Source organism: Muriicola marianensis (assembly GCF_014638095.1).
Classification (GTDB): domain Bacteria; phylum Bacteroidota; class Bacteroidia; order Flavobacteriales; family Flavobacteriaceae; genus Muriicola; species Muriicola marianensis.
This window is the reverse complement of the sequence record NZ_BMFH01000001.1, coordinates 361,728-382,899: the sequence shown is the minus strand read 5'-3', so window position 1 is coordinate 382,899 and position 21,172 is coordinate 361,728. Positions and strand designations below refer to the sequence as shown.

Annotated in this window: 16 protein-coding genes; 7 read left to right on the top strand and 9 right to left on the bottom strand. The window is 49.6% G+C overall.

Features of this window, described 5'->3' with window-relative positions:
* Positions 1-8 precede the first annotated feature (8 nt).
* From ilvB to IEV19_RS01810, 4 genes are read left to right on the top strand one after another with little or no spacing between them, the layout of a single operon-like run.
* Positions 9-1,742 (top strand): biosynthetic-type acetolactate synthase large subunit, encoded by a 1,734-nt coding sequence (gene ilvB / locus IEV19_RS01825; protein WP_188369000.1) that lies wholly within the window; start codon positions 9-11, stop codon positions 1,740-1,742.
* A gap of 6 nt (positions 1,743-1,748) precedes the next feature.
* Positions 1,749-2,279, top strand: a complete 531-nt coding sequence (ilvN, locus tag IEV19_RS01820) for an acetolactate synthase small subunit (protein ID WP_163693844.1) — start codon at positions 1,749-1,751, stop codon at positions 2,277-2,279.
* Positions 2,280-2,300: 21 nt separating this feature from the next.
* Positions 2,301-3,776, top strand: a complete 1,476-nt coding sequence (gene ilvC, locus IEV19_RS01815) for a ketol-acid reductoisomerase (RefSeq protein ID WP_188368999.1) — start codon at positions 2,301-2,303, stop codon at positions 3,774-3,776.
* 40 nt (positions 3,777-3,816) lie between these two features.
* On the top strand, positions 3,817-5,409 hold the full coding sequence (locus IEV19_RS01810) for an NADP-dependent glyceraldehyde-3-phosphate dehydrogenase (RefSeq protein ID WP_188368998.1): 1,593 nt from the start codon (positions 3,817-3,819) through the stop codon (positions 5,407-5,409).
* A gap of 7 nt (positions 5,410-5,416) precedes the next feature.
* On the opposite strand, the gene leuB is transcribed toward IEV19_RS01810, so the two are convergent.
* The 5 genes from leuB to recG form a co-directional block, all read right to left on the bottom strand.
* Positions 5,417-6,472: a 3-isopropylmalate dehydrogenase gene (gene leuB, locus IEV19_RS01805; protein ID WP_188368997.1), complete on the bottom strand. Its 1,056-nt coding sequence runs from the start codon at positions 6,470-6,472 to the stop codon at positions 5,417-5,419.
* Between the two features lie 21 nt (positions 6,473-6,493).
* Complete coding sequence (locus tag IEV19_RS01800) at positions 6,494-8,011, bottom strand: hydroxymethylglutaryl-CoA lyase-like TIM-barrel protein (RefSeq protein WP_188370695.1); 1,518 nt, start codon at positions 8,009-8,011, stop codon at positions 6,494-6,496.
* A 78-nt stretch (positions 8,012-8,089) separates the two neighbouring features.
* Positions 8,090-8,686, bottom strand: coding sequence for a 3-isopropylmalate dehydratase small subunit (leuD, locus tag IEV19_RS01795; RefSeq protein WP_188368996.1), 597 nt, complete (start codon positions 8,684-8,686; stop codon positions 8,090-8,092).
* Between the two features lie 13 nt (positions 8,687-8,699).
* Complete coding sequence (gene leuC / locus IEV19_RS01790) at positions 8,700-10,115, bottom strand: 3-isopropylmalate dehydratase large subunit (protein WP_188368995.1); 1,416 nt, start codon at positions 10,113-10,115, stop codon at positions 8,700-8,702.
* Between the two features lie 116 nt (positions 10,116-10,231).
* Complete coding sequence (recG, locus tag IEV19_RS01785; RefSeq protein WP_188368994.1) at positions 10,232-12,337, bottom strand: ATP-dependent DNA helicase RecG; 2,106 nt, start codon at positions 12,335-12,337, stop codon at positions 10,232-10,234.
* 76 nt (positions 12,338-12,413) lie between these two features.
* Here recG and IEV19_RS01780 point away from each other — a divergent pair, with 76 nt between their 5' ends.
* Both IEV19_RS01780 and IEV19_RS01775 read left to right on the top strand, forming a co-directional pair.
* The gene (locus IEV19_RS01780) at positions 12,414-14,504 is read left to right on the top strand and encodes a M1 family metallopeptidase (protein WP_188368993.1); all 2,091 of its coding nucleotides are present in this window, start codon (positions 12,414-12,416) and stop codon (positions 14,502-14,504) included.
* Positions 14,504-15,415, top strand: a complete 912-nt coding sequence (locus IEV19_RS01775; protein ID WP_188368992.1) for a patatin-like phospholipase family protein — start codon at positions 14,504-14,506, stop codon at positions 15,413-15,415. Before IEV19_RS01780 ends, IEV19_RS01775 begins: the two co-directional genes overlap by 1 nt.
* A 1-nt stretch (position 15,416) precedes the next feature.
* Here IEV19_RS01775 and IEV19_RS01770 read toward each other — a convergent pair whose 3' ends face one another.
* The 4 genes from IEV19_RS01770 to IEV19_RS01755 form a co-directional block, all read right to left on the bottom strand.
* Positions 15,417-15,935, bottom strand: coding sequence for a DUF7935 family protein (locus IEV19_RS01770; RefSeq protein ID WP_188368991.1), 519 nt, complete (start codon positions 15,933-15,935; stop codon positions 15,417-15,419).
* 97 nt (positions 15,936-16,032) lie between these two features.
* Positions 16,033-16,842, bottom strand: coding sequence for an OmpA family protein (locus IEV19_RS01765; protein WP_188368990.1), 810 nt, complete (start codon positions 16,840-16,842; stop codon positions 16,033-16,035).
* Between the two features lie 33 nt (positions 16,843-16,875).
* Positions 16,876-18,156, bottom strand: coding sequence for an amidohydrolase (locus tag IEV19_RS01760; protein WP_188368989.1), 1,281 nt, complete (start codon positions 18,154-18,156; stop codon positions 16,876-16,878).
* Between the two features lie 9 nt (positions 18,157-18,165).
* The gene (locus IEV19_RS01755; RefSeq protein WP_188368988.1) at positions 18,166-18,711 is read right to left on the bottom strand and encodes a DsrE family protein; all 546 of its coding nucleotides are present in this window, start codon (positions 18,709-18,711) and stop codon (positions 18,166-18,168) included.
* Between the two features lie 131 nt (positions 18,712-18,842).
* Between IEV19_RS01755 and IEV19_RS01750 the strand changes: the two genes are divergently transcribed.
* Positions 18,843-21,167, top strand: coding sequence for an ATP-dependent helicase (locus IEV19_RS01750; RefSeq protein WP_188368987.1), 2,325 nt, complete (start codon positions 18,843-18,845; stop codon positions 21,165-21,167).
* Positions 21,168-21,172 lie beyond the last annotated feature (5 nt).

The window sequence follows — 21,172 nt, the reverse complement described above, 5'->3', positions numbered from 1 at the left end:
GAAAGATTATGGAAACGATTACATCAAAGAAAACCGCAAAGAATAACCCCGAGAAGTTGAGGGTAAGTGGGGCAGAAGCGATCATTCATTGCCTTCTTGCTGAAGGAGTGGACCTGATCTACGGGTACCCCGGAGGGGCTATCATGCCGGTTTATGACGAACTTTATAAATTTCAGGACAGGCTAACGCATATCCTTACCAGACACGAACAGGGCGCTACCCACGCCGCCCAGGGCTATGCCCGTGTCAGTGGCAGGGTAGGAGTGGCCATGGCAACATCGGGTCCGGGTGCGACCAACCTGGTCACCGGATTGGCCGATGCACAGATCGATTCCACTCCCATGGTCTGCATCACGGGGCAGGTACCCCGTCACCTACTGGGTTCCGATGCCTTTCAAGAGACGGATATTATTGGCATTTCGACTCCTGTGACCAAGTGGAACTACCAGATCACTAAGGCAGAGGAGATTCCGGACATCATGGCCAAGGCCTTCTACATTGCCAGGTCGGGCAGACCCGGACCGGTACTTATCGACATTACAAAGAATGCGCAATTCGATGAACTCGATTTCCATTACGAAGCCTGTAAAGGAGTGCGCAGCTATCAGCCTGTGGCTAAAGTGAATGAAAAAGATCTGGATGCTGCGGCCGATTTGATCAACAAGGCTGCAAAACCGTATATCGTCTTCGGACAGGGAGTCATACTCGGGAAAGCGGAACAGGAACTGAAGCAACTGGTCGAGAAAGCCGGAATCCCTGCGGCCTGGACCATCCTGGGACTTTCAGCCATGAACACGGACCATCCGCTCAATGTAGGGATGGTCGGTATGCACGGCAACTACGGCCCCAATGTACTGACCAACGAGTGCGACGTTTTGATCGCCATCGGTATGCGTTTCGATGACCGGGTCACAGGGAATCTGGAGACCTATGCTAAACAGGCTAAGATCATCCATATGGAGATCGACCCTGCGGAGATCGACAAGAATGTAAAGGTCGATATCGCCCTGCTCGGGGATGCTAAAGAAACACTTCAGGCGTTGTTGCCCAGGATCAAAAAGAACAAGCACGAAGCCTGGAGGAATGAATTCCGTGAGAAATATGAGGAAGAGTTCAAAGAGGTGATCGAAAAGGATCTCCATCCCACCAAAGCCGGACTTACCATGGGGGAAGTGGTGGAGGAGATCAACCAGGCCACCAAAAATAAGGCTGTGATCGTAACGGATGTTGGCCAGCACCAGATGGTAGCATGCCGGTACGCTAAATTCGACCAGTCTAAGAGTAATATCACCTCAGGCGGACTAGGCACCATGGGCTTTGCCTTGCCTGCTGCTATCGGCGCCAAGATGGGAGCTATGGACAGGGAGGTAGTGGCCATCATAGGGGATGGGGGGTACCAGATGACCATACAGGAACTGGCGACCATTTACCAAAATAAACTGGCCATCAAGATCGTGGTGCTCAACAATGACCACCTCGGGATGGTTAGGCAGTGGCAGGAACTCTTTTTTGAAAGCAGGTATGCCTCTACCGTGATGACCAACCCGGACTTCGTCAAGATCGCGGAAGGGTATCACCTCAAGGCTAGAAGGGTGACAGAGAGGAAAGACCTCAAAGCGGCGGTCACAGAAATGATTGCATACAAGGAACCATACTTCCTTGAAGTGAAGGTGGAGAAGGAAGACAACGTCTTTCCAATGATCCCTTCAGGCGCATCCGTATCAGATATCAGATTAAAGTAAAAAGCAGTGGAAAAAAAGTGGTTTACCATATCCGTTTATTCCGAGAACAACGTAGGACTGTTAAACAGGATCTCCGGAATATTCTTAAAGCGACATATTAATATAGAAGGTTTAAATGTCTCTAAATCAGAAATTGAACATGTTTCTAAATTCACTATTGTCGTTTTTACAACAGAAGACTGGACGCGGAAGATCGTGGCCCAGATCGAGAAGCAGATTGAGGTGATCAAAGCCTTTTACCACACCGATGAAGAGATCATTTATCAGGAATCTGCCCTGTTCAAGATCGCATCCCATCTGCTGTTTGACGAAAGGCAGATCCAGAATATTATCAAGGAGAGCAATTCCCAGATCGTTACAGTATCAAGGGAGTTCTTTGTCCTGGCCAAGACCGGGCGCAGGCATGAGATAGACGAGATGCACGACCAGTTAGAACCCTATGGGATCCTGCAATTCGTCAGATCGGGAAGAATAGCAGTGACCAAGGCTTCCATGCCCATCACAGCCATGCTGAACGCCTATGAAAATCAAGAATAACGAGAACCAAATAGAATACGCATGACTAATTATTTCAATACACTATCCCTGAGGGATCAATTACAACAGCTGGGAAAATGCCGGTTTATGGACACGAGTGAATTTGCTGACGGAGTGTCTGTCCTGAAAGGCAAAAAGATCGTGATCATCGGCTGCGGGGCCCAGGGGCTCAATCAGGGGTTGAATATGAGGGATTCGGGCCTCGATATCGCCTATACCCTGAGGGAAGCTGCGATCGCAGAAAAACGGGCCTCCTACATCAATGCCACGGAAAATGGTTTTAAGGTGGGGACCTATGAGGAGTTGGTCCCATCGGCCGACCTGCTGATCAATCTGACTCCGGACAAACAACATACCAATGTGATCAAAAGTGTCATGCCTTTGATGAAAAAGGGAGCGACACTGTCTTATTCTCACGGTTTCAATATCGTTGAGGAGGGGATGCAGATCAGAAAGGACCTGACCGTGATCATGGTAGCTCCGAAGAGCCCTGGATCAGAAGTAAGAGAAGAGTACAAACGCGGTTTTGGGGTACCTACGCTCATCGCTGTCCATCCCGAAAATGACCCCGAAGGCAAAGGTCTCGCCCAGGCTAAGGCCTATGCTGCGGCCACGGGTGGCCACAAAGCAGGGGTTCTGGAGTCCTCCTTTGTCGCGGAGGTAAAGTCGGACCTCATGGGTGAGCAGACCATCCTGTGCGGATTGCTGCAGACAGGTTCCATACTCTGTTTTGACAAAATGGTGGAAAAGGGAATCGATGCGGGATACGCCTCCAAACTCATACAGTACGGGTGGGAGACCATCACGGAAGGACTTAAGTACGGCGGGATCACCAACATGATGGACAGGCTGTCCAATCCGGCCAAGATCAAGTCCTTCGACCTTTCAGAAGAATTAAAAGATATTATGCGCCCCTTGTTTCAGAAACATATGGACGATATCATGAGCGGGCATTTTTCCAAGACCATGATGGAAGACTGGGCGAATGACGATAAGAACCTCCTCACCTGGAGGGCGGCAACCGGGGAGACGGCCTTTGAAAAGACCCCAGCCGGAGACCAAAAGATCTCTGAACAGGAATATTACGACAAGGGGGTCCTTATGGTTGCCTTTGTCAGGGCAGGGGTGGAGCTCGCCTATGAGGCCATGACGGAATCCGGGATCATCGGAGAATCGGCCTATTATGAGTCTCTCCACGAAACCCCCCTGATCGCCAACACTATCGCCAGGAAAAAACTCTTTGAGATGAATCGGGTGATCTCAGACACGGCCGAATACGGATGTTATCTTTTTGACCATGCCTGCAAGCCTTTGCTGAAGGATTTTATGAAAAAGATCGATACTGATGTCATTGGCAAGTCATTTGGGGAAGGCAGGGATAACGGAGTGCCAAACGCAAAACTCATACAGGTAAACAAGGCTTTGAGGGAGCATCCTGTAGAAAAGGTAGGCGCGAGGCTAAGAGCCTCCATGACGGCCATGAAGCCCATAGTCTAAAGCCTTTAAATCTATTTATCTTTAAGGAAAACAGAATCAAATGGCCACAGACACCAAGACCATTCCTGAAAAATATCAGATTACGGAGCAAATCCACCAGAGAACCTATTTGGTAGACGGGGAATTAAGACCCTGGAAAGGCAATGTAACTGAAGTGTTCTCAACCATCTCTTCTACGGAGACCTACAGGCACACTGTATTGGGAAGTATTCCTGACCTGGGAGAGACCGAGGCTATGGAGGCTCTGGAAGGAGCTTTGAACGCCTATGACCAGGGAAAGGGTATCTGGCCCACTATGAAGGTCAGGGATCGCATAGAGTGTATGGAGAAATTCGTGTCCCAGATGAAGACCAAGAGGGATGAAGTGGTGAAGTTGCTTATGTGGGAGATCGGTAAATCGCTCCCGGACTCCATCAAGGAATTCGACCGTACGGTAGATTACATTTACGATACCATCGAAGATTACAAGCAACTCGATCGCAATTCTGCTAAATTCCAGAAGCACGAAGGCGTCTATGCCCACATAAGGCGTGGCCCCCTTGGGGTGGTCCTCTGCCTGGGCCCATATAATTATCCCCTAAATGAAACCTTTGCGCTGTTGATCCCGGCTCTGATCATGGGGAATACGGCCATCTTCAAACCTGCTAAGCACGGGGTACTGTTGATCACCCCTCTGCTGGAAGCCTTCAGGAACAGCTTCCCGAAAGGGGTGGTAAATATTCTCTTTGGACGGGGCAGGTCCGTGGCTGCACCCATTATGAAGACGGGGAAGGTAGATGTTCTGGCCCTGATCGGAAACAGTCGGTCTGCCAACGCCCTGCAGGAACAGCACCCAAAGAGCAACCGCCTTCGACTTGTTCTGGGACTGGAGGCCAAGAACCCGGCTATTATCCTGCCAGATGCCGATATGGACCTTACCGTGGAAGAGTGTATCACCGGAACCCTGAGCTTTAACGGACAGCGATGTACGGCTCTGAAGATAGTCTACGTGCACGAGGAGGTAAGAGAGAAGTTCCTGAAAGAATTCGCAGCGAGGGTAGATTCATTGAAATTCGGAAATCCCTGGGAAGATGGGGTGAAACTGACACCCCTGCCGGAACCGGACAAACCGGAGTACATACAAGAACTCATCGATGACGCCCTCGAGAAAGGGGCAAAGATCATCAACGAAAAAGGAGGGAAGCACTACGACAATTACATCTGGCCGGCAGTTCTTTATCCGGTTACCAAGGATATGCGCGTTTATCAGGAAGAGCAATTCGGACCTGTCATCCCCGTGCTGTCATTTCAGGATATAGAAGAACCCCTGGATGATATGGCTGAGAGCAATTACGGGCAGCAGGTTAGCCTGTTCGGGAAAGACGTTTATGCCCTGGCCCCCTTGATCGATACCCTGGCCAACCTGGTCTGCAGGGTGAATCTCAACAGTTCCTGTCAGAGAGGTCCCGATGTGTATCCCTTTACCGGGAGGAAAGACTCTGCCCAGTCTACGCTCAGTGTGCATGACGCCCTTCGTTCATTCTCTATTCGCACCCTGCTGGCCTTCAAGGATAATGAGATCAACAAGGATACTGTAAACCAGTTGCTGGATACTAAATTGTCTAACTTCACCAGCACTGAATATATTCTTTAATCCGGAATCAGAGGTTTTTGGCAAGCCAGTCGCCCACTTCGCTGGTCTTCCTGGCCTTGCCTTTTTCAGCCAGGTCTTCTGTGACGACGCCTTCAGCCAGGGAGCGGTTCACAACGTCCCTGATCGCCTGAGCTTCTTCGAGCAGACCAAAATCATCAAACATCATGGCGGCTGATAATACCGTGGCCAGGGGATTGGCTATATCCTTGCCTGCAGCCTGCGGATAAGACCCGTGGATTGGTTCGTACAGACCGATCGACTCTCCAAGGGAGGCGGAGGGCATAAGACCCATAGACCCGCTGATCACGGAAGCTTCGTCGGTCAGGATGTCGCCAAAGAGGTTTTCGGTGATGAGCACGTCGTAGGCATTTGGCCATTGCACCAACCGCATGGCCACGGCATCTACAAATTCGTAGGAGACGTTTACCTCAGGATAGTCTTTTTCCATGGCCTGCACCGTTTCCCGCCAAAGACGGGATGATTCCAGCACGTTGGCCTTGTCTACACAGCAGAGTTTTTTGGAGCGTTTCATGGCCATTTCGAATCCCTTCCTGGCCAGGCGCTGTACCTCTTTCCGGGTATAGGTACAGGTGTCGTACGCAGTTTCCCCATTGTCTTCCCTGCCTCTTTTGCCGAAATAGATACCCCCTGTAAGTTCCCGGAGGAAGACCAGATCCGTGCCTTCTATCCTTTCCCTTTTTAAAGGAGACCTGTCGATGAGGGAAGGGAAGGTAAAGGTGGGCCTGACGTTGGCGAATAGTCCGAGTTTTTGCCGCATTTTCAACAGCCCCTGTTCCGGCCTGACCTTAGCCGATGGATCGTTGTCGAACCTGGGATGACCAATGGCCCCGAATAAAACGGCGTCAGAGCCTGCGCAGATGGCATGGGTTTCCTCGGGATAGGGGTCGCCTACCGCATCGATGGCGGCAGCACCTGTAAGGGCGGGTTGCCAGTTGATCTTGTGGTTGTATTTTTCGGCTACTGCATCACAGACCTTTACGGCCTGTGCAATCACTTCAGGGCCTATACCATCTCCGGCCAGGAGGGCAATGTTCAATTCCATATTCAGTTCTATTTCCGGAAATTAAAAAATGTTAAGCATCTTTTCGGTGGCCTTGATGGCTGATACCGTCTGATCAGAATCGAGTCCACGGGTTGTAAATTCCTTTTCCCCCTCCTGCCACGTAATGAAAGTTTCGCAAAGGGCATCCGAGTTACTGCCCGGGGGGATGCGCACCGCATAATCGATCAGATTGGGCAGGCTTCTTTTTTTGGCCCGATACACTTTTCTCAGGGCATTCATAAAGGCGTCGAACTGCCCGTCACCCTGGGCATTTTCCTCGAACGTTTCCCCTTCGATCTCCACACAGATGGTGGTAGATGGTTTGAGTCCCTTGGCATGGGTGAGCACATAGGATTTTACCACCACCTTGTGCTGGTAGCTTTCGCTGTCCAGAACATCGGAAATGATAAAGGGCAGATCGTCCTTGGTAACCCTTTCCTTCTTATCACCCAACTCAATAATCCTGGCGGTTACCTTTTTGATCTCCTCCTCATTCAGGGTCAGTCCCAACTCCTGGAGATTCTTCTGAATATTGGCCTTTCCGGAGGTTTTGCCTAAGGCATATTTGCGTTTCCTGCCGAATCTTTCAGGCAGTAGATCATTAAAGTATAAGTTCTTTTTATTATCTCCATCTGCATGTATACCAGCAGTTTGTGTAAATACATTGTCGCCGACAATCGGTTTGTTCGCCGGTATGCCGAATCCTGTAAAAGCCGATACGAGTTTGCTCACCTTAAAAAGGGCAGATTCATCGACATTGATCCTGTGTTCGGGCAAAAAATCATTGATCACGGCCACAACACTGGCGAGGGGTGCATTTCCAGCCCTTTCACCCATCCCATTCACGGTAAGATGAAGCCCGTGACACCCGGCTTTGATAGCTTCCATGACGTTGGCCACACTGAGGTCGTAATCGTTATGCCCGTGAAAATCGAAATGGATATCCGGGTAACGAGTAATTATCTGTCTTATAAAATCTCCGGTTTCTATTGGTGTAAGAACTCCAAGCGTATCCGGAAGCAGGATTCTCTTCAACGGCTGGGTCGCCAGGAAATCGAGGAACTCAAACACGTATTCCGGAGAATTTCGCATCCCATTGCTCCAGTCTTCGAGGTACACATTAGTGGAGATCCCTTCAGCCTGAGCCATTCGAATGACTTCCGCTATTTCCTCAAAATGTTTTTCAGGGGTCTTTTTAAGTTGATGCGTCAGGTGGTTCAGAGAACCTTTGGTCAGCAGGTTCTGCACCCTGGCACCTGCTTCCTTCATCCACCGGATGGAGAGTCCGCCGTCAACAAAAGTGAGGACTTCCACGCGATCCTCAAATCGCTTACCCGCAGCCCATTCCAATATCTGCTTTACCGACTGGAATTCACCTTCTGATACTCTGGCTGATGCGATTTCGATGCGATCAACCCTGAGTTCTTCAAGCAAGAGTTTGGCCAGGGTCAGTTTTTCAGAGGCCGAAAAAGATACTCCGGAGGTCTGTTCCCCGTCCCTGAGCGTGGTATCCATGATCTCGATGGTCTTTCGCTGCATGGATTTCTTCCCAGCGGGATTTTCCTCTGCTTTTTTAACCGGTACGGGTGCTGTTTCGGCCATAATACTTTCCGTTTTTTAAAGAGGAAGACCGTGCTCAAATGCCTGTATCTCCTCCTTCATACTCAACAGGTAGTCGATGTCGTCATATCCATTGAGCAAATTCTCTTTTTTATAGGCATTGATCTCAAAGTCCTCTTCTTCCCCCGTGGCTTCAATCCTGATTTTCTGCTCAGGAAGATCCACGGTCAGTTCAGCTTTGGGATCCTTCTCGATCTCCTCAAAGATGCGTTGCAGAAACTCAGGGCTCACCTGTACAGGCAGCACCCCGATGTTAAGGCAGTTGTTCCTGAAAATATCTGCAAAAAAGCTGGAGACCACACATCGGAAACCGTAGTCGTAGATCGCCCAGGCCGCGTGTTCCCTGGAGGAACCGGAACCGAAGTTTTTCCCTCCCACCAGGATCTTTCCCCCATAGATCGGATTGTTGAGCACAAAGTGTTCCTTGGGTGTATTATCCGGATGATAGCGCCAGTCTCTGAAGAGGTTATCTCCGAATCCTTTGCGCTCCGTAGCTTTCAGAAATCGGGCAGGGATGATCTGGTCCGTATCCACATTTTCTATGGGCAGGGGAACTGCCGTGCTTCTCAGCGTATTGAATTTATCGTATGCCATTTTCTCTTCTCTTTTAAGCAGTTTCTAATTCGAGTAACTCCCTGGGGTCTGTTACTTTCCCCGTCACGGCAGCTGCAGCGGCTACAAGCGGACTCGCAAGAAGGGTTCGGGCGCCCGGTCCCTGCCTGCCTTCAAAGTTGCGGTTGGAAGTACTCACGGCGTATTTTCCCGCAGGGATCTTATCATCATTCATTGCCAGACAGGCCGAACACCCTGGTTCCCGGAGTTCGAATCCGGCCTCCTCCAGGATCTCCAAAATTCCTTCTTCCCTGATAGCCTCTTCCACCTGATGTGAGCCCGGTACCAGCCAGGCCGTTACGTTATCTGCTTTTTTGCGACCTTTTACCACCTGGGCAAAGGCCCTGAAGTCCTCGATCCTCCCGTTCGTACAGCTGCCGAGAAATACAAAATCGATCTTTTTCCCCAACATAGCATCTCCCTCGCTGAAATCCATGTATTCCAAAGACTTCCTGTAAGTGGCTACTCCGCCATCCAGGGATTCTGCCCTCGGGATACCGGAGGTGATGCCCATGCCCATTCCCGGGTTGGTTCCATAGGTGATCATGGGTTCTATGGCTGAACCGTCGAATACGACTTCTTTATCAAATTGGGCGTCCTTATCGGAATACAGGGTCTCCCAGTATTCCATCGCCTTATCCCAGTCGGCACCCTTAGGCGTGTATTCTCTTCCTTTTATGTAATCAAAGGTTTTTTGATCCGGGGCGACCATACCGCCGCGGGCGCCCATTTCAATGCTCAGATTGCAGACCGTCATCCTTCCTTCCATCGACATATTCCGAAATACCTCTCCGGCGTATTCCACAAAATAACCCGTGGCCCCTGAAGTACTCAATTGGGAAATGATGTATAGGGCGACATCCTTTGGGGTCACCGCCGCATTTAATTGTCCGTCGATCGTGATCCGCATCCTTTTGGGCTTGGGCTGCATAATGCACTGGGTAGACAGGACCATTTCCACTTCTGAGGTCCCTATTCCAAATGCAATGGCACCAAAAGCTCCGTGTGTGGAAGTGTGAGAATCCCCGCATACCACAGTCACCCCGGGCAGGGTAATGCCATTCTCAGGTCCGATCACGTGGACGATCCCATTTTTCCTGTGCCCCAGTCCCCAGTAGGGGATCCCGTGCTCCCTGGCGTTTTCCTCCAGGGCCCTCAACTGGTTGGCAGACAGTGGGTCTTTAACCGGGAGGTGCTGGTTACGGGTGGGCGTATTGTGGTCTGCTGTGGCAAATGTTCTGCCGGGATAGAGCACCTTGCTCTTTCGTTTTTTCAGGCCGAGGAAAGCCACCGGACTTGTAACTTCATGTACCAAATGGCGGTCTATGAACAAGACATCGGGTCCCTGTTCAATCTTTCGCACCACGTGTGCATCCCAAACTTTGTCAAACAGTGTTCTACCTGTACTCATATTCAGATTATTCTAAGCGACCAAAACTATAAAATAGGGAATTGAAATGAAATTTCCCCTTTTTGAAATTACGATGTTCAACCTGCGATCTGCCGGTAGTTTGAGGTGGTTTTATACTAGCTGATGTAGTTCCAGATGTTCTTGTGCCTGAGGAGCTCGGCATAAGTATGCCTGATGGGTATGTTCTTTTCCAGGACCAGATCGGGGTCTTCCTGCAGGACCCGAAGTGCATAATACCGTGCGGTCTTCAGGATCTCATTATCCCTAACGATATCGGCGATCTTCAGGTTGAGGAGACCGCTCTGCTGGGTCCCCATCAGGTCACCGGGCCCCCTTAATTTGAGGTCTACCTCTGCGATTTCAAAACCGTCCTGGGTACGGGTCATGGTTTCTATCCTCGTCCTGGCATCAGCCGATAGCTTGTGGCCCGTCATCAGGATACAATAGCTCTGCTCACCTCCGCGGCCCACCCGGCCACGAAGCTGGTGAAGCTGTGAGAGGCCAAAGCGCTCGGCACTTTCGATGATCATCACCGTTGCATTGGGAACATTCACCCCCACCTCAATTACAGTGGTAGCTACCATGATCTGAGTCTCTCCTTTGACAAACCGGGCCATTTCGTAATCCTTGTCTTCTGATTTCATCTGCCCATGAACTATGGAAATCCTGTAATCGGGCAGGGGAAATTCTCTGGAAATACTTTCATAACCATCCATTAGATCCTTGTAGTCCAAAGCCTGGGATTCCTGGATCAGCGGGTAGACCACATAGACCTGCCGGCCTTTTTTGATCTCATCTTTGAGAAATCGGAATACTTTCAGTCTGTTGGTATCATACCGGTGTACGGTCTTCACGGGCTTTCTGCCGGGAGGTAATTCGTCGATTACCGAGATATCCAGGTCGCCGTACAGGCTCATCGCCAGGGTCCTGGGAATAGGGGTGGCTGTCATGACCAGTATATGAGGTGGGATGTCGTTCTTTTTCCAGAGTTTGGATCGCTGGGCCACCCCAAAGCGGTGCTGTTCGTCAATGATGGCCAGCCCCAGGTTCTTAAACCTTACCTTTTGTTCGAGCACGGCATGGGTTCCCACAAGGATGTGAAGAGATCCGTCTTCCAGCGCTTCGTGAATACCCTTCCTGTCCGATTTCCGAACTGAACCCGTGAGCAAGGCTATGTTTATTTTCATATCCCCCAGGACCTCCTTCAGGCTGTTGAAATGCTGGTTGGCCAGGATCTCTGTGGGAGCCATGAGACAAGACTGGTACCCGTTGTCTATGGCAAGCAACATGCTCATCAGAGCGACGATGGTCTTTCCGGAACCCACATCGCCCTGCAATAACCTGTTCATCTGGGCGTTGCTTCCCAGATCGGCCCTGATCTCTTTGATCACCCTTTGTTGTGCCCCTGTCAGCTCGAATGGGAGAAAGTCCCGGTAGAAGGTGTTAAAATGTTCTCCGACATGCTCGAAAGGCAGACCTTTGATCTTCTTTTTTCGAAGTAGTTTCTTGGCGATCAGCTGGAGCTGTACGAAGAAGAGCTCTTCCAGTTTCAATCGGAACTGAGCTTTGGCTAGTTTTTTCTGATCTTTTGGAAAATGGATGTTGAACAGGGCTTCCGAACGGGAGACCAGCTTCAGGTCGTCCAGCAGGTCTTTAGACAGCGTCTCCCCGTATACCCCTCCGGTCTCCGAAAATAGTTGCTGCACCATATTGCTCAGGACCCGATTCGTGATCCCTTTATTGCTCAATTTTTCTGTAGACGGGTAGATGGGTTGCATATGGATGCGCATTCCCTGTTCATGGGCCGCCAGGAGCTCCATCTCCGGGTGCGGCATGGAAAAAAGCCCGTTGAACCAATTCGTCCTTCCGAAGATGACATAGGGTACGTTGAGCTGCAGTTGTTCCCGTATCCATTTATGGCCGCGGAACCAGACCAGTTCCATCTCTCCGGTATCGTCCACAAACCTGGCGACAAGCCTGCTTCCTCTTTTTTGTTCAACCGTCTTGATATGGACAATCTTCCCGATGAGTTGCACCTCAGCCGAATTGCGTTCCAGTTCGGAGATCTTGTAATACCGGGTCTTGTCGATATACCGGTTGGGGAAGAAGTGCAGGAGATCGTTATAGGTGGTGATGCCCAACTCTGACTGCAATGCCTGAGCCCTGTTGGGGCCCACCCCTTTGAGATACGTGATCGGGGTTTGCAGCAGATCCGTTTTCATTTCACTAAATTAACGGTTACATCATTCAACTCCAACAGATCAAAATACTAATTTTGGAAGGGAAATGCCCGGTTATATGAAGCGTGTCCTCACGATTGCAAGTATCTTCTTATTGATTGGTTCGTCTGCTGCGCAGGATGACACGGCCTGGGATTTTATCAAGGGCGACATCGGGGTAGAATTGCTTCCTCTGGAAGAAAGGGTAATCGGCCGGGTCCGGTACGAATTCACTTCCATCTCCAAAACAGATTCTGTATTTCTCGATGCGAGGAATATGCAGATACAGGCGGTTTTACTAAACGGGAAAAAAGCAAGGTACTCCTATGACGGAAGAGCCCTCGTGATCAGGAAAAAATTACGACCGGAACGGAAGTACGATCTTGAAATTGAATATCAGTGCCAGCCTGCCCAGGCTTTGTATTTCCTGGGATGGAACGATTCCATTGCAGGAAACGAACAGATCTGGACGCAGGGGCAGGGAAAATACAGCAGTCATTGGGTGCCCAGTTTTGACTCGATGACCGAAAAGGTCACTTTTGGCATTGAGATCGGGGTCGACAAGAATTATGACGTCATTGCCAACGGGCAGCTTGCTGAAATACAAGATGAAGGCGAAAAGAGGATATGGCGATGGCAGATGAACCAGCCTATGAGCAGTTACCTCCTGGCATTTGCTGTAGGGAACTATGATTCCAAGAGAATAGAATCCGGATCTGGCATTCCTATTGACATGTATTATTATCCTGGCGACAGTCTCCGGGTAGAACCTACTTACCGTTTTAGTCGGGAGGTCTTCAACTTTTTCGAAAAAGAGATTGGGGTTCCATATCCGTGGCAGAACTACAAAATGGTACCGGTGAGGGATTTTTTATATGCCGGGATGGAAAATACCGGAACTACCCTGTTTTCAGATGCCTACGTGATTGATTCCACCGCCTTTACCGACCGGAATTTTGTCAATGTCAACGCCCATGAGCTCGCGCACCAGTGGTTCGGAAATCTGGTGACCGAAGTAGATGCCTCCAGTCACTGGTTGCATGAAGGGTTTGCCAGCTACTATGCCTGGCTTGCCGAAAAGGAATTTCTGGGGGAAGATGAGTTCTACTGGATGCTGTACGACAAGGCAGAGATCCTGAGTGAACAAGCCAGGGAAGGCCGGGGAGAATCCCTCCTCGATCCCGGAGCGAGCAGCCTGACCTTTTATGATAAGGGCGGACTCGCTCTTCTGATGCTCAGGAAAATTATGGGGGAGGAGGCTTACAGGAAGACGATCACAGATTTCCTGCAGACGTATTCTTTTAAGAATGTTGCGGTATCAGATTTCACAGATATCTCCAACACATTATCGGCTCGGGATCTGAAGCACTTTCGAGAATCCTGGCTGGAAAGTACGAACTTCCCGTATAGGGAAGTGATGGACCATCTGAGACGGTCGTATCGCCCCATAGATCTTTTTAAAAACCTGAGTCAGGAACTGACAACCAGTCCGGCAGAAGACGAGTCCATCATCCGCAGGTACTGGGATACAACAGACTCCGAGCAATTCAAAAAGCGGGTGATTCTATCCTACCACAGGTCACTTTCCTCAGAGTTCTTGAAAAAAGCCTTTGAAACACGAAGTACTCAGGTGAGGCAGGCCCTCTCACTGATCCCGGGGTCCGATGAAGGCGACTTGCTCCCGTATTATGAATCCCTCCTGGATGATGACAGTTATACAACCCAGGAGAATGCATTGTACAGATTATGGCTTCACCACCCTGACAGGAGGATCCTCTATCTGGAAAAAGTAAAAGACATCACAGGTTTTCCAAACAAAAACATACGCCAGCTATGGCTTCTTTTAGCTATCTTGACCAGGGATTACGGCTCTGATGTTGAAAAGAATATGTACAGGGAAGAACTGTTCGCGTATACGGCCCCGCAGTTTCCGATGGAAGTCAGACAACTGGCTTTCAGCCTTATCGGGGAGGTTTTTCCTTATTCCCGAAAGAACCTGAAAGACCTGATCAATGCGGCCTTGTATCCGTCCTGGCAATTCAGACAATTCGCCAGGAACATCCTGAAAAGGGAGCTGGATAAACCCGGGAGAAGGCAGCAGTTTGAACTAATTCTGAACGAACTCCGGGGTGAGGAATACGAGTATCTGAAAAAAGAACTGGAAAATTAATGAGAGCATTGGTCATTTCAGGAGGTGGGAGCAAGGGTGCATTCGCTGGCGGTGTTGCCCAATACCTGATGGAAGTTAAAAAACACCATTACGACCTCTTTCTGGGTACTTCCACGGGAAGTCTTTTGATCTCTCACCTCGCCCTGCAAAAAATACAGAAGATCAAGGATGTATATACCTCTGTGGATCAGAACAGTATATTCAGCAATTGTCCCTTTACCATTCAGAAAAAGCACGGTGTCTCCAATATCGGTATCGCCCACTGGAACGTCCTGAAAAACTTCTATCGCGGCAGCAAGACCTTCGGCGAAAGCCACAACCTTCTTAAACTGATCAGGGATACTATTACCCCGGAAGAATTCGAGATCCTCAAACACGGGCCCAAAGACATCATAGTGACGGTCTCCAACCTCTCGCTCAACCAGGTGGAATACAAATCGATCAACGATTTTGAATACGACGATTTTTGTGAGTGGATCTGGATCTCCTGCAACTATACCCCCTTTATGAGCCTGGTCAGAAAAGAAGGTTGTGAGTATGCCGATGGCGGACTCGGGAGCATGGTGCCTATCGAAGAAGCCATTAAAAGAGGGGCCAAGGTGGTTGACGCCATCATCCTGCATACAGAGACCACACATTTTAACCGTATGCCCTCCCGCAATGCCTTTTCCCTGCTGACCAACATGTTCGCATTTATGCTCGATCGCATTGAACGGCAGAATATCCGGATCGGGAAGTTTGTAGCCAACAACAACGACGCTATCATCAACTTCTATTACACGCCTATCGTCCTTACGACCAATTCCCTCATCTTTGAGAAAGACAAGATGACCTCATGGTGGGAGAGTGGGTTTCAGTATGCTGAAACTAAGAGCCAGCAGCAAAGTCAGCTCCAGATCGAATTGGAGTAACCTACCAAAGGGCGCTGATCTCCTTTTTTACATAGGCGAGGGCGGTGGCTGATGGAGATTGCATATCCATGGTCTCGTTGAGGATATCTTCCCTGAGTTTGTCAGCAGAATCCGATTCGCTCATTCCCGCCCTGCGGATCGCCTGTATGGTTGCACTTTTAGCCGCTTTGATCACATTCCAGCACTCATCGCTCATATAGATCTGCTGGGAAAGGTTATGCTCGAATTCATTTTCGATATTCTTGATCAAAAGGTTCTCATACGCTGCCTTGTCTGCCGATTTGGGTGCCACCCTCACCACCAGGTTCGGGATGGAGATGCGTTCCAGGAACAGGGCGAGCCTTTCATAGGCCTGCAACCTGATAGGTAAAGCGCTTTTCTGGCTTTCTTTGTGCAGCAGGTAACGCCTCCTGCCTTCTTCGTTACGGGTGTGGAGCCTGAAAAAATAAAAAGCCACGACTCCGGTGACTACGGCGGGTAACAAAAAGCCGAACATTTGGAAGATATCGTCTCCAGACATTTTTTTGGTGTTTAGTTTGGTTTACGATTCTACAACGACGGGAACCGATAAAAAGTATAGGACAGGTGTCATACCTGTGGATCTCCGGTTTTTATCGTTATTTCATCATCTCCCGTATCGTGCCGTAGAACTTTTCATATGGCGGCTGAATCCTGATGCGTGTAGTGGTCTCTATCCCGTTAAATCCATACTCACTTTTCCCCACAGCCTGAATACGGTTAGGATCGATCCCATAAGTGTCGGCGAGAACTCTTACCACGGACGAGGCCTGGAGGGAGCTCAGGTCCCAGTTATCCTTAAGTTTTATATCCTTGAATTCAAGAGCATTGCTGTTGGCCTCCACCATGATCTTGAGACCGGGATGTTTTTTCAGCACTGATGCGACCTTTTCCAGTACCGGGAGAGCCTCAGGAACTACCTGATAATTTCTGTCGACCTCCTTGAAAAGGAAGAGGTTATCGAGGATAATCGTCACGGCACCCCCGCTCAGTCCCGTTTTGACCTCAGATCCCAGGGTGTTCTTAAAGGAGGTGAGCAACGCAAGGGTGGTAGAATCGGTACTCGTAAGGGCATCGCTGATCTTTTTAAGTTGAATTTCTTTGTTTCTCAGGGTTTCCAGGGATTTACTGATGTTTTCGGTCTTCTTGTTGGAGAGTTCCGTAAAATTCGTCAGATTCTGAAGGAGTGATGCGTTTGTGGCCTTGAGTTCTTCCATCTGAAAATTCACAGCCTCCATCTCAGCCTTGTACCTTGCGGCTTCCTGTTTACTGGCGGTAAGATCGTTCTTCAAATTAAGGATCTCTTTATCCCTTTCTTCGAGCCTGAGCAGGAGTTCCTTTTTGCTTTGTGAATAGCCGGCAACAGCAAGACAGGTTACACATCCCAGCAGTATGAGTTTCTTTTTCATGAGTTCAATGTTCAAATATATTCCTTAAAATATTCAGGACCTGTTAAGGTAGTCGAGGCTTAATTCCGTAAGTGCTTTCACGCCCAGGATTAATCCGCTGTCATCGATAAAAAAATCAGGGGTATGATGGGGGAAGGGCTTTGTATTCCCTGGCGTCATTCCGCCGAGGAAGAAGAAGAACCCCGGCACTTCCCTCTGGAAATACGAAAAATCCTCTGCTCCCGTGATGGCTTTTTGCTCCTGTACATTGTCCTCCCCGGCAACCCGTTCTAATGTAGGCAGCATGGCAGACACCAGCTTGGGATCGTTATAAGTGATATCCGTGGCGTCCCTGATCTCAATAGTAGCCTCACCTCCATACGCCTTCGCGATAGTAGGCACCATCTCCATCATCCTTCTGTTCAATTTTTCCTTCATGCCATAGTCAAGTGTACGGATCGTCCCCAGCATTTCAGCACTCTCGGGGATGATATTGAAGCGGACCCCGCTTTTGATCTTGCCTACCGTGATCACCGCAGCCTCATTGGTCAGTTCGGTTTCTCTGCTGATGATGGTCTGGAGCCCGTCTATTATCTTGGCGCTGATCAGAATGGGATCAACTCCGGCCCAGGGCTGTGAACCGTGACTCTGTTTCCCTTTCACATGGATGGTAAAGCTCTGTCCAGCCGCCATAGCGCCACCAGACTTGTATCGTATCACCCCCACAGGAGTCTGTGAGTTGATATGGAGCCCAAAGATGGCATCTACGTCGGGGTTTTTCAATACGCCTTCCTTGACCATTAACAAGGCTCCTCCTTCTTCTCCCGGAGGCGGTCCTTCTTCGGCCGGCTGAAATATGAATTTGACAGTGCCTTTGATCTTATCCTTGTTTTTTGCCATGACCTCCGCCACACCCATGAGAATAGCGGTGTGCGTGTCGTGACCGCAGGCGTGCATCACTCCCACGGTTTCCCCAAGGAATTCGGATGTGACCGTAGATTTGAACGGCAGGTCATTCCTCTCGTAAACGGGGAGGGCGTCTATATCGGCTCTTAAGGCCACCGTTTTCCCCGGGAAATTGCCCTTAAGGACACCGACGACCCCTGTGTGGGCTACCCCTGTCTGAACTTCGATCCCGAGTGAACGCAAATGTGCAGCGATCTTCTCAGCGGTCTTGAATTCTCGATTAGAGAGTTCGGGGTTCTGATGGATATCCCTGCGCCATTCGATCACCTTAGGTTCGATTTGGGCATAGGACTTGTCCAGTCCGCTTCCCTGAGAAAATACGCTTAGCGATAAAACGGCCATACATGCCGTTAGTAAAATGTTTTTCATATCTGAAGATTAAAATTTAACGAGTCTGTAACCGTCATTTTGAAATTGGATAAGGGCGGTCATGGCTGAAAGCCCCAGTTGTACACCTTCGATGGTCTCGGTTCTGGGAAAGCCTCTGGACAGGGATGACTGACCGCAAAAAACTACCTGAACGCCTGCCTGAAGGAGGTCGTTTACCAGTTGTTCATTGGGATTCTCCACCCCGAAGCGTTCTCTGTAGGCACCCCCTTTGATGATATCCTTGGAGGCCTTGTTGTGAACAATAATAGCCACGTGCAGGTTCTCGGTGGGCACACCGGCCTGGGCATGCATGTTGAGGAAGCGGGCAGCGGTCTCTATCCGGGCATTGATCTGATCGGGCGAGTCCGGGCTTTCCATGATATCGAAAACCACCTTGAGCGGTTCATCCAATCTGGTCTTGTAATCCGGATTTTCTACAGGCCATACAGCGCCATGTGTTGGGATTACGGGTCCTGCCTGCTTACTCTGTGCCGTAAAGAGCAAGGGAAATGAAACCAAAAGTATAATGAGAGTAAATAAAGGTCTTGATCCCATAGTTTAAAATGACTGATAAAGATATTTAAATTGTACAGAAAAGCGATCTTGGGATCACAATAAAAATACATTTGGGGTTTCAGCAAACGGTCAAATATGGCTAACTTCACGGTCTAAAATCCGATAATTTTTTGAAACCATTTCTAGACCATCTCAATGAGGCCCAAAAAGCACCTGTCCTGCATAAGGACGGACCGCTTATGGTCATTGCCGGAGCAGGGTCGGGGAAGACGCGCGTATTGACATACCGCATTGCCCACCTGATGCATCAGGATGTGGATGCGTTCAATATACTGGCCCTGACCTTCACCAACAAGGCAGCACGGGAGATGAAAAAGCGTATCGCTGAGCTGGTCGGAACCTCGGAAACCAAGAATCTCTGGATGGGGACATTCCACTCGGTTTTCGCCCGCCTTTTGAGGTACGATGGGGATAAACTGGGTTACCCTAGCAACTTTACCATTTACGACACACAGGATTCACAAAGACTCATCGCTTCTATCATCAAGGAGATGGGTCTGGATAAGGACATCTACAAGTACAAACAAATTCAGAACCGCATTTCCTCCTACAAGAACAGCCTGATCACCGTGAAGGCCTATTTTCAGAATCCGGAATTGATGGAAGCGGATGCGATGGCCAAAAGACCCAGGTTAGGAGATATCTATCAGGAATATGTCGACCGCTGTTTTAAGTCGGGGGCCATGGATTTTGATGATCTTCTTCTGAGAACTAATGAGTTACTTACCCGTTTTCCTGACGTGTTGCTCAAGTACCAGGACCGTTTTCGATATATTCTGGTGGATGAGTACCAGGACACGAATCACTCTCAGTATCTGATCGTCAAAGCCCTTTCAGACCGGTATCAGAATATCTGTGTGGTCGGGGATGATGCCCAGAGTATCTACTCCTTCCGGGGGGCCAACATCACGAACATCCTGAACTTCCAGAGGGATTACGATGATGTGGCCGTTTACAGGCTCGAGCAGAATTACCGCTCCACCAAGAACATCGTGAATGCGGCCAATGCGATCATCGCCAAGAATAAGAATCAGCTCGAGAAAGTGGTCTGGACCGCCAATGACGAAGGCAGTAAGATCAAGTTGCACCGCTCACCAACGGATGCAGAGGAGGGGAGGTTTGTCGCAGGGTCCATCTTCGAGAACAAAATGCAGCAGCAGTTGCCGAATAACCACTTTGCGGTCCTCTATCGCACCAATTCCCAGTCGAGGTCCATCGAGGATGCCCTGAGAAAAAGGGATATACCTTACAGGATTTACGGCGGACTCTCATTTTACCAGCGGAAGGAGATCAAGGACGTCCTTTCCTACCTGAGGCTGGTCATCAACCCTAAGGATGAGGAAGCGTTGAAACGGGTCATCAATTTCCCGGCAAGGGGGATAGGACAGACCACCATAGACCGCCTTACCGTGGCTGCGAACCAATACGGGAAATCCATCTTCGAGATCATAGAAAACCTCGATAAGCTGGATCTGAAGATCAATTCGGGAACCCAGCGGAAACTTGAGGATTTCGTGAACATGATCAAGAGTTTCCAGATCATGAATGAGAATGCAGATGCCTTCACCCTGGCGGAGCACGTGGCCCGGAAATCAGGGATCCTGTTGGAATTCAAAAAAGACGGGACCCCGGAAGGGATCGCACGGATGGAGAACATTGAGGAATTGCTCAACGGGATCAAAGACTTTGTCGAGGGACAGAAGGAACTGGCAGATGCCAAAGGCGACCTCACGGAATTCCTGGAAGATGTGGCCCTTGCCACGGATATGGACAAGGATACTTCCGATGATGACAGGGTAGCCCTGATGACCATTCACCTGGCAAAGGGATTGGAATTTCCTTATGTCTACATCGTCGGAATGGAAGAGGACCTCTTCCCCTCGGCAATGAGTATGAATACGCGGAGTGAATTGGAGGAGGAGAGAAGATTGTTTTACGTGGCCCTGACAAGAGCGGAAAAGCAGGCCTATCTCACTTATACACAAAACCGCTATCGCTGGGGTAAGCTGATCGATGCAGAGCCAAGCCGATTCCTGGAAGAGATCGACGAGAAGTATATTGACAATCTAACGCCCGTTGATAATTACAGGTTCAAGCCACTGATCAGCTCGGACATATTCGGGGAAGTCGATAAAAGCAGGCTCAGGCAGCAAAAACCCACCAATGGTACACCTCCGTCCACTGGAAGACCCAGCCCCGATCAGTTGAGGAAGCTCAGAAAGATAAGGCCTAATTTGGGTGAGCCTTCAGTGCGGACCCAGGAAGATATTCCGGAACTCTCTGTCGGCACAAAGGTAAATCATACGCGCTTCGGTAAGGGGGAAGTGATCAAACTCGAGGGAGCAGGAAATGACAAAAAAGCAGAGATCCGTTTTGAGAGGGGAGATGTAAAGAAACTGCTGCTCCGGTTTGCCAAGCTTGAAGTTTTAAACTGACAGGT